At 45.0% G+C, this 15,901-nt stretch carries 16 protein-coding genes; 7 read left to right on the top strand and 9 right to left on the bottom strand.

Annotated features, from left to right (window positions below):
- Positions 1-124 precede the first annotated feature (124 nt).
- The 3 genes from JGK16_RS26460 to JGK16_RS26450 are packed head-to-tail and all read left to right on the top strand — an operon-like array spanning position 125 to position 3,243.
- Complete coding sequence (locus JGK16_RS26460) at positions 125-1,906, top strand: pentapeptide repeat-containing protein (RefSeq protein ID WP_293193152.1); 1,782 nt, start codon at positions 125-127, stop codon at positions 1,904-1,906.
- Positions 1,907-1,935: 29 nt separating this feature from the next.
- A complete protein-coding gene (locus tag JGK16_RS26455; protein WP_293193151.1) occupies positions 1,936-2,562 on the top strand; it encodes a hypothetical protein in 627 nt (208 codons plus the stop codon).
- Between the two features lie 15 nt (positions 2,563-2,577).
- Positions 2,578-3,243 (top strand): hypothetical protein, encoded by a 666-nt coding sequence (locus tag JGK16_RS26450; protein WP_293193150.1) that lies wholly within the window; start codon positions 2,578-2,580, stop codon positions 3,241-3,243.
- A 167-nt stretch (positions 3,244-3,410) separates the two neighbouring features.
- On the opposite strand, the gene JGK16_RS26445 is transcribed toward JGK16_RS26450, so the two are convergent.
- From JGK16_RS26445 to JGK16_RS26430, 4 genes are all read right to left on the bottom strand, one after another.
- Positions 3,411-3,926, bottom strand: coding sequence for a DUF4112 domain-containing protein (locus JGK16_RS26445; protein ID WP_293182120.1), 516 nt, complete (start codon positions 3,924-3,926; stop codon positions 3,411-3,413).
- Between the two features lie 170 nt (positions 3,927-4,096).
- The gene (gene dnaK / locus JGK16_RS26440; protein WP_293182118.1) at positions 4,097-5,995 is read right to left on the bottom strand and encodes a molecular chaperone DnaK; all 1,899 of its coding nucleotides are present in this window, start codon (positions 5,993-5,995) and stop codon (positions 4,097-4,099) included.
- Between the two features lie 673 nt (positions 5,996-6,668).
- Positions 6,669-7,031 (bottom strand): CHAT domain-containing protein, encoded by a 363-nt coding sequence (locus JGK16_RS26435; RefSeq protein WP_293182116.1) that lies wholly within the window; start codon positions 7,029-7,031, stop codon positions 6,669-6,671.
- Between the two features lie 176 nt (positions 7,032-7,207).
- Positions 7,208-7,774, bottom strand: coding sequence for a hypothetical protein (locus JGK16_RS26430; RefSeq protein WP_293182114.1), 567 nt, complete (start codon positions 7,772-7,774; stop codon positions 7,208-7,210).
- A 207-nt stretch (positions 7,775-7,981) separates the two neighbouring features.
- Between JGK16_RS26430 and JGK16_RS26425 the strand changes: the two genes are divergently transcribed.
- Positions 7,982-8,998, top strand: coding sequence for a hypothetical protein (locus JGK16_RS26425; RefSeq protein ID WP_293193149.1), 1,017 nt, complete (start codon positions 7,982-7,984; stop codon positions 8,996-8,998).
- 219 nt (positions 8,999-9,217) lie between these two features.
- On the opposite strand, the gene JGK16_RS26420 is transcribed toward JGK16_RS26425, so the two are convergent.
- The 3 genes from JGK16_RS26420 to JGK16_RS26410 are packed head-to-tail and all read right to left on the bottom strand — an operon-like array spanning position 9,218 to position 10,217.
- A complete protein-coding gene (locus tag JGK16_RS26420; protein WP_293193148.1) occupies positions 9,218-9,556 on the bottom strand; it encodes a XisI protein in 339 nt (112 codons plus the stop codon).
- On the bottom strand, positions 9,544-9,960 hold the full coding sequence (locus tag JGK16_RS26415; protein WP_293182106.1) for a XisH family protein: 417 nt from the start codon (positions 9,958-9,960) through the stop codon (positions 9,544-9,546). Before JGK16_RS26415 ends, JGK16_RS26420 begins: the two co-directional genes overlap by 13 nt.
- A 23-nt stretch (positions 9,961-9,983) precedes the next feature.
- Positions 9,984-10,217 (bottom strand): hypothetical protein, encoded by a 234-nt coding sequence (locus JGK16_RS26410; RefSeq protein WP_293193146.1) that lies wholly within the window; start codon positions 10,215-10,217, stop codon positions 9,984-9,986.
- Between the two features lie 325 nt (positions 10,218-10,542).
- Here JGK16_RS26410 and JGK16_RS26405 point away from each other — a divergent pair, with 325 nt between their 5' ends.
- Both JGK16_RS26405 and JGK16_RS26400 read left to right on the top strand, forming a co-directional pair.
- A complete protein-coding gene (locus tag JGK16_RS26405) occupies positions 10,543-10,728 on the top strand; it encodes a hypothetical protein (RefSeq protein WP_293182102.1) in 186 nt (61 codons plus the stop codon).
- 284 nt (positions 10,729-11,012) lie between these two features.
- Complete coding sequence (locus JGK16_RS26400; RefSeq protein WP_293182100.1) at positions 11,013-11,192, top strand: hypothetical protein; 180 nt, start codon at positions 11,013-11,015, stop codon at positions 11,190-11,192.
- Positions 11,193-11,268: 76 nt separating this feature from the next.
- On the opposite strand, the gene JGK16_RS26395 is transcribed toward JGK16_RS26400, so the two are convergent.
- A complete protein-coding gene (locus JGK16_RS26395) occupies positions 11,269-11,856 on the bottom strand; it encodes a Uma2 family endonuclease (RefSeq protein ID WP_293182098.1) in 588 nt (195 codons plus the stop codon).
- A 261-nt stretch (positions 11,857-12,117) separates the two neighbouring features.
- On the opposite strand from JGK16_RS26395, the gene JGK16_RS26390 reads away from it, so the two are divergent.
- The gene (locus JGK16_RS26390; RefSeq protein WP_293193144.1) at positions 12,118-12,882 is read left to right on the top strand and encodes a DUF429 domain-containing protein; all 765 of its coding nucleotides are present in this window, start codon (positions 12,118-12,120) and stop codon (positions 12,880-12,882) included.
- A 320-nt stretch (positions 12,883-13,202) separates the two neighbouring features.
- Here JGK16_RS26390 and glgP read toward each other — a convergent pair whose 3' ends face one another.
- Positions 13,203-15,761: an alpha-glucan family phosphorylase gene (gene glgP / locus JGK16_RS26385; protein ID WP_293182217.1), complete on the bottom strand. Its 2,559-nt coding sequence runs from the start codon at positions 15,759-15,761 to the stop codon at positions 13,203-13,205.
- Between the last annotated feature and the right edge of the window lie 140 nt (positions 15,762-15,901).

The raw sequence follows: 15,901 nt of genomic DNA, 5'->3' as shown, positions 1-15,901 counted from the left end.
AAGTCAGTGGTTGTAACTATCCCTGCCTTGTGCTAGATTTTTATCCAATTCCGTAAAATTTTTGTCAGGGCGATCGCCACAGCATCGCAATGAAAAAATAACTACTATCTCCCTGCGTGAAATCATGCCCCAAGACTTCTCCGGTAAAAATCTCCGAGGCCGCAACTTCAAAGGTCAAAACCTCACAGGTGCAAAATTCATCGGTGCAGACATCCGAGGTGCAAACTTCACCAATGCCATCCTCAGAGAAGCTGACTTCACTGGTGCCAAAGCTGGACTGCAACAGCGATGGCAAATTCCACTGCTAATAATCGCATTACTTATCGCAGCAGCAGCGGGATGTGTCGGGGCAATAGGCGGTGCTTTTGTAGGAGCTTTTTTGTCCGAAAACTATCAAAAATTTCTGAGTTACCCAGGGATAATCTTTTCAATAGCTACTGTTATTTTCTTGATGATGATTATCCCCCACGGATTCAAGTCTGCTTTTGAATTTTTCCTAGTTATAGCTTTTGTTTTTGTTGTAATTTTAACGTTTTCCTTTGGCTTATCATTAGAAGTAGCTGGACCTGTAAGTCTGGGTTTATTATTAACTTTGGTTTTTGCTGTAGAGTTTTCTTTGGCTTTGGCTTTAACTTTTGCTGGAGTTGTATCTGATACTTTTGCTTTAGGTGTGATCGCGACTTTATTTGGAAGTTTGATCGCAGTAATACTTGTAGCTTTTGTTAAGGCGTTTGCAACAGCAAGAGCTATTAGTCTCGTTGGGGCTGTGGTTGGCATTTACGCTGTTACTTTTATATCAGCTTATATTAGCAAGCGAGCTTTAGCTGATGATAACAGATTTTCGTGGCTAAAAAGTATAGCAATTGAGTATGCAACTGTGAAAGGTACTACTTTTCGTAATGCCGATTTAACTGATGCCAATTTCACTGAAGCAACTCTCAAAAGTACAGATTTTAGAACAGCTAATCTCACTCGCACTTGCTTCCGAAATACAGAAAAACTCGATCGCGCGCGAGTCGGTAAATCGATATTAGCTGATACCCGCGTCCGAGAATTACTCGTCACTGGCAATGGCTACAAAAAATCCTATGTTGGTGCGAATCTTCAAGGCGCAAACTTGATAGGCGTTAATCTCAACGAGGCTAATCTCAAGCAGGCTAACCTCAGCGAAGCAACTTTGCATCAAGCTAATTTGGAATGGGCAAACCTCACTGAAACTCAAGCCTTGGCAACAAATTTTACAGCAGCTAGTTTTACAGGTGCTTGTTTGGAAGCTTGGAACATTGACGGTAATACAAAGCTCGATCGCGTTGACTGTCGGTTTGTTTATCTTCTAGAATATCCCAAACCGGGAACTGACGATCGCGAACGTTGCCCCAGCAGTGGCGAATTTGCACCAGTAGAATTTACCAAACTGTTTGAGGAGGTTTTAAATACAGTTAATCTAATTTTTCGTAACGGAATTGACTGGAAAGCTTTTGTTGCTGCATTCAAACAATTGCAAGTGGAAAACGAAGGCACGGAACTGACTATCCAGAGTATTGAAAATAAAGGCGATGGAGTCATTGTTGTCAAAGTTAGCGTACCACCTGATGCTAATAAGGAGCATATTCATAAAAATTTCACACAAAGTTATGAACTAATGGCGGCAAGATTGGAAGATAAAGACAAGCAGATAACTTTTCTTGAAGGAGTCGTTATCCAACTCGCAGCTAAACCTGTTACCATAGAACTTAAAGCTATAGCAGAGAGTAAATCCACGGGAAATCAAAGCAGTAATCTCTATGTTGCTAGAGACGCGATCGGGTCAACGTTAAATATAGGTAATATTGAAGGTACAGTTACCAACGCAAACAACGAACAGCTAGAGTCTACTCAACTAAATCAGCCTCCGCAGGAATCCTGAAGTTAGATTTTGAAAAAAAGGATGAAAATATGATTAATAACAACTTAAATTTTACTGATACGATTAACCAGACACACATCTCTACGATTAACCTGATTCCTCAAAGTGACAAGCCGGGAATCAAAGAATTGTTGACTGAGTTACAAATAGCGATCGAAGCTGAAACTAATTTATCTGATGATGATAAAGCTGAAGCCTTGGAACAGGTAAAAACTTTGGCAGAAGTAGGGAAAAATCCCCAAGAAAGCACAATGCAAAAGGCGGGGAAAACGGCAATGAAAATTCTCAAAGGTACTATTGCTAGTTTACCGAGTGCAGCGACATTGGTGGAAGCTTGCAGTAAATTGTTATTTGAGATTGAAACTTTTGATGAGTCCGCATCCTTGCAGTTAGATGAAATCAGCAGCAAACTTACCACTAATCTTAACCAGTTACCTCACTCACCTGGGCTGTTTCAATTAGTGATAGATCAATTGTTAAAATACTACCAACTGTCAATAAAAGCAGTTGAAGAAAGATATCAAGCCGAACTCCAAGCAAAAGATGCTCAAATAGAGACGTATCGTGAGGAAATAGCTTTTTTGAGAGAACTGACTGTCAAGTTAGCTAAAAATCCGATCGTGATTAATTCCAGCCAAGACAACAAGCCAGAATAAATTTCTTTTTAGTTTATGTCAAATGAGGAAGAACTGGCTCGGCTGAAACAAAAGTGTGAAGCAAAAATTAGAGAATTAATGCAAAGACATAAATTAGAAATCGCTGTTAAAGACAAGGAAATTCAAGGCTGTTGCCAAGAAATCGCTATTAAAAACAGTAAAATCCAAGACTATAGCGAACAAATCTTATATTTAAGAAAACTTAATATGGCTTTAGCACAAAAAGAATTAATAATCTATAATAATAATGAAGTAAAATCTACATCAAAGAGTAAATCTATGACTGACAGTAGCAGCAAAAATATCAATGTTGGGGGAGACGTTACTGGGTCAACATTGAACATAGGCGAGATCAGCGGTATAGTTACCAACACGATCGGCCAGCTACCAGCCTCTCCTCAAAGTGACAAGCCGGGAATCAAAGAATTGTTGACTGAGTTACAAACAGCGATCGAGGCTGATACTAATTTATCTGATAAGAATAAAGCTGTGGCCTTGAAACAGGTAAAATCCTTGGCAGAAGTAGGGAAAAATCCCCAAGAAAGCACAATGCAAGAGGCGGGGGAAACAGCCATGACAATGCTGAAAGGTATTCTTGCTGGTTTACCGAGTGCGGCAACATTGGTCGAAGCTTGCAGTAAGTTGTTGCCCGCGATCGCGAGTCTCTTACTTTTACCCTAAAATTATTCAGAAATTCAGACATAACTAACGCGCTGCTACGAAGAAACCGGGTTTTTGACCATATCTGGGACTGCAATGAGTATGCTCGGAAAAACTCGGTTTCTGAACCCCGTGCGAAGTCCTAAAAAGGACACAGCAATGCTGTTTCCCTACCCCAAAACTCAACATCAACCGCCAGTCAAAGCTTTAAACACCCACCCAAAAAACATCACGCTCAAGAAAATTACACTACCAACAATCAACGTCAAACCCAACAGCAAAGCCACCACAAACAACCAATCAGCTTTTTTTCCAGCCGGTTCAGGCGAACCTAAATGAGCATCCAGCAATTCGATATTTTTGATATTAGCTTTCCAAGCAACATCTAACAAGTCTCCGGCAACTGGTACAGTGCCAGCAACTGTATCAAATACGATGTTAGCCGCCATCTTTACTAAAGTCTCTTGTGGCACTCCCATTTGAGCGGATTTGAAAACAACATAACCTGCAAAAATTGAACCAACTAAATCGCCGCCACCCGGTATCAATCCTAATATTGGATCGAGTCCGATGCGGTATTTTGTGCCGGGAATCGGAATTGCGTTGTCGAGTAAATGGCTGATGCGGCGGAGTCGGCGCAAGGATGCAGCCTGAGATTTGTTGGGAGTGTTTGCGGAGGAATTTTGTATAGGAGGACGAGACATTTAGATTACTCCTGACTTTATTTCTTAGTCCGCGGAGGCGGACTTCGTTTTTGTAGAAGCGATTTCAATCGCCGAATCATGAAGGTGTTAACTTTTATCATACAGAGAAACCCGGTCTCTATTCAAAACCGGGTTTCTTGCTTCTAGCTGCTGGCTGTTAGTTTAGCCTACTATTTGTTGCCTTCGGTGAAGTCGGCGTCAATCACGTCGTCGCCGCCGCCAGTCGGGCCGCCGTCTCCAGGGCCACCAGGGCCGTCAGTGGGGCCGCCTGCTTGCTGGTAAAGGTTGCTGCTGACTGCGTAGAATGCTTGCTGCAACTCTGTTGTCAAGGTTTTGATCCGATCGTCATCTTCACTCTCGATCGCAGCCCGCAAGTCTTTTAGCAAGCCTTCAATCTTGGTTTTGTCATCAGCAGGAACTTTATCGCCCAATTCTGCCAACTGCTTCTCGATTTGGTAGGCTTGAGAATCGGCTTGGTTTTTGCGATCGATCCGTTCGCGACGTTCTTTGTCAGCAGCCGCATTCGATTCGGCTTCCCGAACCATGCGATCGACTTCATTGCTAGGCAAAGTAGAAGCACCGGTAATGCTGATAGATTGTTCCTTACCAGTACCTTTATCCTTAGCAGCTACATTCAAAATACCGTTAGCATCGATATCAAATGTAACTTCAATTTGAGGTACGCCACGGGGAGCTGGGGGAACTCCATCTAAACGGAAAGTTCCCAAATCTTTGTTATCGTTTGCCATTTCCCGTTCGCCTTGCAAAACGTGAATTTCCACGTTTGTTTGGCCATCTACAGCAGTCGAGAAAGTTTCCGACTTCTTGGTAGGAATTGTGGTGTTGCGGGGAATGATTTTGGTCATCACGCCGCCCAAGGTTTCCACGCCGAGAGACAGCGGGGTAACGTCGAGCAACAGGATGTCTTTGACTTCGCCTGCGAGCACGCCTGCTTGAATTGCGGCACCGACTGCGACCACTTCATCCGGGTTTACCGTTTGGTTGGGGTCTTTGCCGAGGATTTTTTTGACGAGTTCTTGCACGGCTGGAATGCGTGTAGAACCGCCAACTAAGACAACTTCATTAATTGCTGATTTGTCGAGTTTGGCGTCGCGGATTGCGTTTTCTACGGGAATGCGAGAGCGATCGATCAAATCAGAACAAAGCTCTTCAAACTTGCCCCGAGTCAAGGTGGTGTCCAAGTGTTTTGGCCCGTCTTGAGTTGCGGTAATAAACGGCAAGTTGATTTCTGCTTGGGTAACGCTCGAAAGTTCAATCTTGGCTTTTTCGGCTGCTTCCGTCAGGCGTTGCAGTGCTTGTTTATCTTTGCGGAGGTCAATTCCTTCGGCTCTTTGGAATTCTCCGGCGATGAAATCAACAATTTTTTTGTCGAAGTCGTCACCACCGAGGTGAGTGTCTCCAGAAGTTGCTAGCACTTCAAATACGCCGTCGCCGACTTCGAGAATCGATACGTCGAAAGTACCGCCACCCAAGTCAAATACGAGGATGGTTTCGTTGCTCTTTTTATCTAATCCGTAGGCTAAAGCTGCTGCTGTAGGTTCGTTAATAATCCGCAGAACTTCAATACCGGCAATTTTTCCCGCGTCTTTAGTAGCTTGGCGCTGGGAATCGTTGAAGTAAGCGGGCACGGTAATTACCGCTTGGGTAACAGTTTCACCGAGGTATTTGCTGGCATCTTCTACGAGTTTACGCAACACTTGCGCGGAAATTTCTTCGGGAGCAAATTGCTTGCCGCGGGCGGGACAGTCTAGTTTGAGGCTGTTCCCAACTTTCAGGACTTTGTAGGAAACTTCTGTGGTTTCGTGGGTTACTTCGTCAACCCGACGCCCGATAAACCGTTTTACTGAGTAAAAGGTGTTTTCGGCGTTCATCACGGCTTGACGCTTGGCGATTTGTCCGACGAGTTGATCGCCATTTTTAGCATATGCTACTACGGAAGGTGTGGTGCGACCCCCTTCGGCGTTGGCTATGACGGTGGGTTTGCCGCCTTCCATAACTGCGACGCAGGAGTTTGTCGTACCTAAGTCAATTCCAACTACTTTTCCCATAGGGGTGTTCCGGCTCCAATCTCTACAAAATTTTGGTTTTCTATCTGTGTGATAGTCTGGTTATTCAGAACTGCGATTCTACTTCGCGGTTTACGGGTAGTCAGCTCTGCTTTAATACAACAGTCTTCGATAGGGTGCTTATCTCTATACTGCGGGCGGTTAGACCTTGCGATGAAGGTGTATTTACCGAACCTGTTGGGGGACGGTTGCATCGGTGAGGCTTGTACTGCTACAGCTTTGGACTGCTTTTCTTTACTCTTCCTAATGTAGGGCGTGCGATCGATTCAGGCATTGTGGCAAACCGTATACGTTGTGTTGTATTTGCCGTCTTGGGTGTATAAATTTAGTTGGGCCGGTTTGGGCGATTCGTTGTGCGATCGCATTTTTTGGATGCCAAATATAACGGTTATCAGAAAGATGAGGTACGTTGTTGGGCTTTAGCCCTCTTAGTTTAAGGGTTATGTAAGCTGTCAGTTATACATCATCCATCTTTTTGAGAAAGGCTATATAAGATTTTATGCGATGTCCATGCCAAGCGGACTGAAGATCATGTAATTTTAACTGTCTACTCTTCAACCCCCGAAGGCGGGTTTTGTTTGTGTAGACGCGGTTTCCAACCGCCGGGTTTCAACCGCCAGGTTTCAACCCAATTTCAACCATCGCCGAATTTCAACTACCGCGCATCACCAATTAAAATAAACGGCGACCAATAAAACGGATGGCGACTAATCTGACTCAACTTAGCTTGCCGCAAAGCATCATTTTTACTCATCCCCTTATTAATATTTTGATAAAACTGAACCATCAAATCTTTAGTAGCTGCATCATCAACACTCCACAAACTCGCCATCACAGCTCGTGCACCCGCACGCTCAAATACATAGGCAACTCCCGATATTTCTTCACCGTTAGAATTTGCTTGCATAGCAGTTTGACACGCGCTTAAGGTGAGGAGTCTGGTGTTTTGCAATCCTAATAAGGCGGCATCGCGAATATTGAATTGGCTGTCAGCAAACAGCAGTGTATTTTCGTCCATGCCCAAATTTTGAGCTTCGCGAAACCCAACTCTCTAAATCGAACAAGTTGGGTTTCGTTCCTCAGCCCAAGCTAAAACTGGACGCACTCCTACCGAAAGAAACCGGGTTTTTATCGAATCTGCGGGCTACAACGAAATATTTTCGTAAAAAACCCGGTTTCTGACCCCCGACGGACTCAATAAGGAGTCACTACAATTGTCATAGTCTTTTTCTGCACATTAAATCGCATTTCATCAACGAAAAATCGCTTGTTTTTTCGTATGTACTGCAATTGCGCCCGATCAACGACAGGCGAACTCAATTTCACCACAGCTTGACCTTTAATAGCATCTTTCATCTCAAAAGCACTCATGGGAATGCCATTCCATATGGCTTTGGCTTGAGGCAAAATCCCATGCCGATAACGAGGCCCCCGATTACTCCTAGGCGGGGGCGTACTTTGGGGAAACATGATTTTCTCAATTTGGTTCAAGGGGAGAGATCGCTGTTCCCCGGATGCCTGTATCCATAATTTTTGCCCTTTCTGATCAATTTTTACAACTCGACCATCTCTTTTTTCACCTCCTTTCATCACAATTTGCGCTTGCGTCCGTAAAGTTACTGGTACGGCCTGGCTAACGTTAGCTTGTGCTTGTATGGATAGCAAATTCTGTGGTTGGCTGGCGGCATTGACTTGTGCTGCCATACCCGCTGTTACTGTAAAAAATCCTACAACTAGAAATGAAAGTGTGTTGCGTTTCATAATCTCCCTAAACCCCCTTCAATGGTAAGCGTTAACTCCGCTACCGTTATAAAATTGTATTTCACCTCTCTAGAAGGTGATTCAGTACATACGGTATGAAAGGCTAAATATGCCAGTCATAGAAACCAGTATCGACAAAGCTTGGGGATTTTTAACTTATTTTTTTCATACCCTGATTAAGCAACGCCATTTTGTGAAGGTGATTGTGTGACCGCTTCTCCCCAACCTACTCCTCAACCTACTCCTCAACCTACTCCTCAACCTACTCCCCAACCTACTCCCCCGAATCCCCCGAATCCCCAGCCGAATCCCCAACCGACTCCTCAACCTACTCCCCAACCGACTTCCCCGCTGACTCCAGAACCGAATATTTTAGGTAACTTTGCCAGTATTGTTGGCTTGCTTGGTACAGCTTTGTTTTTCACAGGCTGGATTTATCGCTGGTCTTATTTTTACTACTTTCAGCTAGAGGTAATGACCCTTGATTTACCAGTAGAATCGTTTTTCATAGTACCGATTCAGGTTTTTTTAGCTGACCCCTGGACGATACTCAAAAGTTTACTCGCACTTCTGCTAACAGCTCTAGCAATTTACCACACTTTGTGGGTATTTGATATTGTAAATAGAAAAATTTCTGCTATAGTCAATTGGACAATTATAAGGTTTTCTTCGTCGGCTCGTGTAACAAGAATTTCGTGGTTTTATCACCCACTGATGTCTTGGCAGCAATTTAATATCAATCGATTTAACTCGATTAAATTGGTACGATCGCTGGTTAACGAAATTATTATCGTTAGTTTGGTATTAGTAATGTTGTTTTGGTCTGCTCGCTACCAAGGTATTGCCGATGCCCGAGGCGATGCGGGGGAAAATTCATCTTTACCCGCCGTTGCTTTAATCGCTAAGCAAGACAACATTGCTTTAGGCAGAAAACTCGACGATCCAACACTCCGATTAGCCCCCAAAGGATTTAAGGCGATCGGCGATGCAGGTCTATTTGCAGATTTGAGCAAAAGAGATTATACTGATATCAATAATCCCAAAGAACCTAGAGTTTGGCGGTTGCTTTTGGAGAGAGGAAACTGGATTTATCTGTTTCCGGCTTTAACAACAGAACAGCAAAAAGACCCTAAAGCACGCCCGCCAGTGATGGCAATTCAACAAAGTCAATCCGGCGATCAATTGTTAATTATAAGTCCCGAACCTTCTAAACCGTCTAAATAAAGTCGGGGCTGGTTGATTGGATGCCAAAATAGTCTCGATGCTAATGGTTAGACAGTTAAATTAACTTTTAGAGTGTGTCAGTTAAGACAGTCCGTTGGAAAAACGAGGTGAAAAATAGACGCTGCGATTGCCGCGCGTGGACGTTCGCAATGACAAAAAAGCATTAAGTAAACCGTATTGCGATTTCAACAGGTTTTTCTGGGGAACCTTACGCATTTTCTAAGCAACTCCATAGCCAGTATATGGACGCTTGTACGGTGGATGCAACCCTAAAATAATATCCTCTTTGGGTACTCCCATCTCAACTAATTCTTGTCCTAAATCGGCTTCTGTCATATTGCGTTGAATCCAGATTTTACCATCCTTGATATCTAAGTGAATGAAACAGTTATAAATCCGCTTGTATCCCTCCCAGCCAACGTCTAAAATTTGGTAATGATCTTGTTCTGTATCGAACACCAACTGACATTCAACATCCAAATCTGAATTGGGATCGACTGTGGCATGAGTGGTTAGTAACTGGCGGATAAATTGGCGGTACTCCTCTATTCTTTCCATTCGATGATTACCTCCTGCACTGGTTCGTAGACGATTAACTTCACTTGATACTGTCTGACAGCTTCCTGAGTGAATCGTTCTTGAAAAAAGGATTCAAATATATCGAGAGGAATTGCCAGATATAGAGTTCTGTCTGGTTCGTTCATTTGCAATCCTAAGCGGTAGTTCAAAAACTGTCCTAACGCTGAATGAAAGTCTGTCACCGCTGATGGATTCAAAAAACTTTTGATTTCAACAGCAATCTTTTGTCCAGCCTTTTCAGCGGCAAAGACTTTTTCTGCTGCTAAATCAATCTCAAACTTCACCTTATCTATCTTGAGGATCAGCGGATCTGCCGTAATTACCCACTGCTCCTTCAAGAGAGCTTGTTTAACAGCATCATGAAATCGGTCTTTGGCAGCCATCGTTTTTTTACAGTATCTAGGTATTATGATAGCCGATCGCCCTCCTTTGACTCTTCCGGTGTTTTCCCTCGCGAATTTAAGTTGAGTTCGATCGCGGGACGATCGGCAATTGTCGGAGAATTGGCTTTTCTGAGAGAGTTGAGATAACGGGCGATGGCTACGCCCCGGCTTGCGCCTACGCACTTCCGTTCAAATTCGCCCCGACGCGCAGAATCAGAAACACCGCCAAGCTTTCGAGCTCTGGCTGAGTCATACACGCGCGATCGGCCTCGAAATCCTCATCCTAGTAGCTGCGGATGCGCGACAGCAGTTGCGTCACGCTAAAGTCATCCAAAGCTTGTTGATAGCCGCGAGTATATTCACTCTCGTCGCTTTCAGGTCGTACCATAGAGATTGCCTCCTTGTTTATTAGGGGCCATAAGCCAGCGACGAACTTTCCTAGGGATGACGCTGGCTTTTGACTTGTTGAGATTATAGCATGGATATAGCACATATAAATGCTTTAAATGAGCTATATTCGACAAAGTGGTCTAGATACAGCACAATTGCGATCGGTTTAAACTAAAAAATAGTGAATATCTTATGACCAAACGCTTAGCGACCTATTTAGCCGATGGAATCTATGACATCCTTGAAGAGTGGGCAAGTCAAGAACGCCGTTCAGTCAGCAGCTTGTCAGCATTCATTTTGGAGCAAGCAGCCAGAGAACGTCAAAAGGAAATGAAACAACAGCCCCCGCCATCGGATGAGAAGCAGGAGAAGAGTTAAGTTGAGTTTGGGCGATCGATCGCTCTCTCAAACAAACTGAGGACTGAAGTTTTTTATTGCTGATTCATGCGCGATCGGGCGCATAGTGCTGTGCAAAAGCAGCATAATGCTGCATATTCGACAGAATCGTCTAAAATACTCGACAATGACGATCGTCCTAAATACGGTATGAAAGGCTAAATATGCCAGTCATAGAAACCAGTATCGACAAAGCTTGGGGATTTTTAACTTATTTTTTTCATACCCTGATTAAGCAACGCCAATAAAAAAATACTGAATTTCTAATGGCTAAACGTGTATCAACCTCAATAGCAGAAGGAATTTACGACCTACTCCAAGAGTGGGCAGATGAAGAACGGCGCTCAATCAGCGGCTTATCAGCATTCCTTTTAGAACAAGCTGTGAGAGAACGTCAAAAACAAAAACAGCCCCCGCCATCCGATGAAAAGCCGGAGAAAAATTAAGTGCAGTTTGTGCGATCGCCCGAATTCAGCAGATCGATGGCTGAAGTCCTTGCTGCAAAACGATTGTGCAACAAGTCTATTCTGCTGCGACTTCAAAATTTATGCGATCGTAAATATCCGTCAAGCTAATTTGGAACTCAACCGAGTCCATTGCTAATACAGAATCTTCTGACTCATACTCAGTAAATAGCCATTTATCATCAGCAGTCTTAGTCAATTGTTCGACATGATATTTGTATTGGTCAATTAAAATATATTCCCGAAGTTCAGGAATCGATCGATAATAAAGAAACTTCTCCCCTCTGTCATAATCTTTAGTAGATTTCGACAAAACCTCAACAATTAGCAAGGGATTTGTCACAGTCGTGGTGTTAGTTCCCTGATAAACCGGTTCACCCTGAATCACCATCACATCTGGATAAGTGTACAGACGATAACGCGGTATCCACAACCGCATATCATTGATAAAAATCTCGTAATTTTGCCCGCTTACAGTCAAGGGAAATATGCGGCAAAAATTCAGCGCAATTTTATTGTGATTAGCTGTTCCACCAGTCATCGGTAATATTTCTCCATCTAGATATTCGCTTTTGTATTCCGCAGCTTCGTCTAAAGCTAAATATTCCTCTGGAGTATAGTAGCGTTTTTCTGTTTCTGCCAACATACTATATTTCTCCTATCCAATTTTATATCTATCATTGTATCATATTTTTGATGGTGCAATTATCTCTCGCACACAAGCATCTGTAGGAAAGCGGCACTGCCGTATCCTAATCCGCAGCTAGATTTTTATGTATAATTATCACGGCTGACACATGGGGGTAAGAAACCCGGTTTCTACGAGATTTTGCGGACAGGAACGAGAAATATACGAGGAAACCGGGTTTCTAATCTCAGCGCGCGTCCAGGACTAATTTAAACAAGTATGAAATTTATCGGCATAGACTTAGGTTGGAGTTCAGGAGCAAGCGGTTTGTGCTGTTTGAATTGGGAAAACAATCGATTGCAATTCATCGAGTGCGATCGCCAACAATCCCTCAACGACATCCTCACCTGGATCGATCGCCAAATCTCCCCAACCGAACCAGCCATCATCGCCGTAGACGCACCCACAATCATCGCCAATCCAACGGGAATGCGCGACGCTGACAAACTCACCCACAAACACTTCGGGCGCTACCACGCAGGCTGCTATCCCGCCAATCTTTCTCGCCCCTTCGCCCAAAAAACAGTCGAATTTGGCCTTTGTTTAGAAGCCCGAGGATTTGTCCACTCACCAACTATTGAAGCTAAGAAACTAGGCAGATATCAAATAGAAGTCTTTCCCCATCCAGCCACAATCAACTTATTTAAATTAGATAGAATCATCAAATACAAAAAAGGAAAACTGGCAGAGCGTCAATTAGAATTGATGAAACTCTGCCAGTATATTATCGATATTTTACCGAGCCTTGAACCAAGTCTCAATCTGTCTTGTGGCACAGACATCTTGCCTGTGAACTGTGGCATAGGCATCTTGCCTGTGAGCGATATCCCCACCAGTATCGCTACCCTTAAAGCCTTGGAAGACAAGCTAGATGCCTTGCTGTGCGCTTATATCGGCGCTCACTGGTGGTACTGGGGAATCGAGCGGAATTTGGTTTTGGGCGATCGCGCAACCGGCTACATAGTCATTCCCCAACTTCAATAAGAATAGGGAGCATCTCATTTTTGTAAAAAGCATTTTTTCTTATAGTGCGAGCTTAAGAGCTCGCGTATCGTATAATACGCGAGCTCTTAAGCTCGCACTATTAAATGCAAAACAGAGATGCTCCCTGCGGACTAAAGTCCTCACTACGAACCTGAGGGAGTATCTCAGTTTTGCAAGAAGCATTTTTTATGGTAGTGCGAGCTGTCGCGAACTCGCGACAGCTCGCACTGTAAATGCAAAACTGAGATGCTCCCGAAAAATAGCACAATCGCGCATTGACCATCACAAATGTCAACTGTCAACTGTCAACTGTCAACTGTTTAATGTGCCCAGAGAATCACACCAACTTCATAAGGACTGCTGAGATTATCGTGCTTCGGCAAAACCCGCAGCGACAAACCTTGCAAACCGCTAGAAGTATAAGTAATGTCAGCCGTATAAAGGCTAGCATTGTGAGGATCTTCTCCCAAATACTCCATTACCATTGGCACGCCACCAACAATCTCGCCGTTAGCATCAACCGAACCTTGATAAAGTTCGACTTGTACGTCCGCAGGTGTCAATCCCATCAGATTGATTCGAGATTTAACAGCGATCGACTGATTGACCTTAACTTCCTTATCCTGGGAAATATCAACAGCCTCAATCTTAATGTCGTGCCACTTCCCGAGAAGGTGCTTCTTCCACTGAGACAACTCCTTAGCCGGAGCGCATCCGTCAGAAGTCATCGTGTGATAGCGATCGCTCACGGGGAAATAAGCCCGCCGCGCGTAATCCTTCACCATCCGAGCCGTATTGAAGAAAGGACAGTTCAAAGCAATAGAATCCTTCATTTTCGCCGTCCAACCGCGGGGAATACCATCAGCATCCCGGTTGTAAAACAGCGGTACAACTTCCTTTTCCATCAAGTCGTACAAAGCATTCGCCTCGACTTCATCCTGATACTTAGTATCTTCGTAAAACTCGCCATGTCCGATCGGCCAACCAGTGCGAACATAATCCGCCTCATCCCACCAACCGTCAAGAATGCTGAGGTTTGGCAAACCATTCATCGAAGCTTTCATCCCGGAAGTACCAGAAGCCTCACGGGGACGGCGCGGCGTATTCAGCCACACATCGCAACCGGACACCATCATCCGAGCCACGTTAATGTCGTAATTCGGCAGAAACACCATCGAACTGATAGTTTCGTGCTCGCGGATGAAATGAACGATATCCCGAATCAATTCCTTACCCGGAATATCCATCGGGTGAGCTTTCCCAGCAATCACAAACTGCACGGGGCGGTTTTTGTCACGCATGATCCGCATAATGCGATCGACATCGCGCAAAAACAGCGTCGCCCGCTTGTAAGTAGCAAAACGGCGTGCAAACCCGATCGTCAGCACCTTCGGATCGAGAGCTTCCCGAGCGTGTTCAATTTCCGTTTGAGCCGCCCCGCGCTCGCGCAGAGTCTTTTGCAGCCACTCCCGCGCAAACACCACCAACTCCGATCGACAGCGTTCGTGATTCCGCCACAATTCCTCATCAGGAATCGACGACATCCGATCCCAGAGTCGATCGTCCTTGCGAGTCATTTCCCAATCCGGGCCAAGATAGCGATCGTACAACTCCTGAGTAGACTTCGCCACACAACTGCGAGCGTGAACCCCGTTGGTAATCGAAGTAATCGGCACCTCTTCCTCAGGCAAACCCGGCCACAACCCTTGGAACATCGGGCGCGACACGACACCGTGCAAAGCCGCCACCCCGTTGACAAAACTCGACATTTTAATTGCCAAAATTGCCATATTCAGAGGCCCGGACAAATCTTTAGTATTCTCCCGGCCCAATCCCAGGAACTCATCTTGCGACAAGCCAAACATCTTGGGATACTGACCCAGATAGTGCATCACCATATCCGGCTCGAACAAGTCAAACCCAGCAGGTACAGGCGTGTGAGTCGTAAACATACTGCTCGAAATCACCACCTGTTCCGCTTCCAAGAAACTCAGGTGATGTTCCTCCATCAGCATCCGTATGCGTTCCAAAGCCATGAAAGCCGCGTGGCCTTCATTCATGTGATAAGCCGTAACTGTCAAGCCCAAAGCCTTGAGCATTTTCACTCCGCCGATGCCCAACATGATTTCTTGGTGCATCCGCAGAGTTTTGTCACCGCCGTAGAGTTGGTCGGTAATATCTTGGTCGTAGCGGCTGTTAGGTTCAATATTTGTATCCATTAGGTACAGGGGCACCGTGCCCACCTGTACCCGCCAAATCCGGGCGTATACCTTGCGGCCGGGATAGTCCACCTCAATCCGCAATTCCGAACCGTCGGGATTGCGTTCTAGGTGCAGCGGCATATTGTAGAAATCGTTCAGCGGATAGCGTTCTTGCTGCCAGCCATCGGCGTTGAGATATTGCGAAAAATAGCCTTCTTGATACAGCAAGCCTACGCCAGCCAAGGGCAAGCCCAAGTCGCTAGCAGATTTGAGGTGGTCGCCTGCGAGCACGCCCAAACCGCCGGAATAGATGGGTAGGGCTTTCACTAAGCCGAATTCCATCGAAAAGTAAGCGTAGCATTCCTGGCGATCGGTGCCGCGCTGTTTGCGGTACCAGGCCCGATTTTTGAGATAATCGTCTAACTGCTGGGCTGCTCGGTTCATTTGAGCAATGAAGCCTTCATCTTCTGCCATTTCTTGCAGTCGCTCTTGAGAAATGGTTCCGAGCATCAGCACCGGGTTTTGATTGCTGGAATCCCAGAGATCTCGATCGAGCCGGCGGAAAAGGTCTTTGGTATCAACGTTCCAGTCCCAGTGCAAGTTGTAGGCAAGCTTGCGTAGGGGTTCGAGAATTGCCGGCAGAGACGGGGAAACGTTAAATGTGCGAATTGGCTGCATAGACAAAGCGTTTATGTTGGGGTAGCGATATTTTCGTCTGTCTTTTGGCACAAGTCCGTTATTCTGCACACTATTTTAAGTTTTAAGTCGTGCGGGCGATCGATCGCAAGGTCGATCGCCCACCTCCAACGACACAGCAG

Source organism: Microcoleus sp. PH2017_09_SFU_O_A (assembly GCF_020738625.1).
Lineage (GTDB): Bacteria > Cyanobacteriota > Cyanobacteriia > Cyanobacteriales > Microcoleaceae > Microcoleus.
This window is presented reverse-complemented; position numbering and strand designations above follow the sequence as displayed.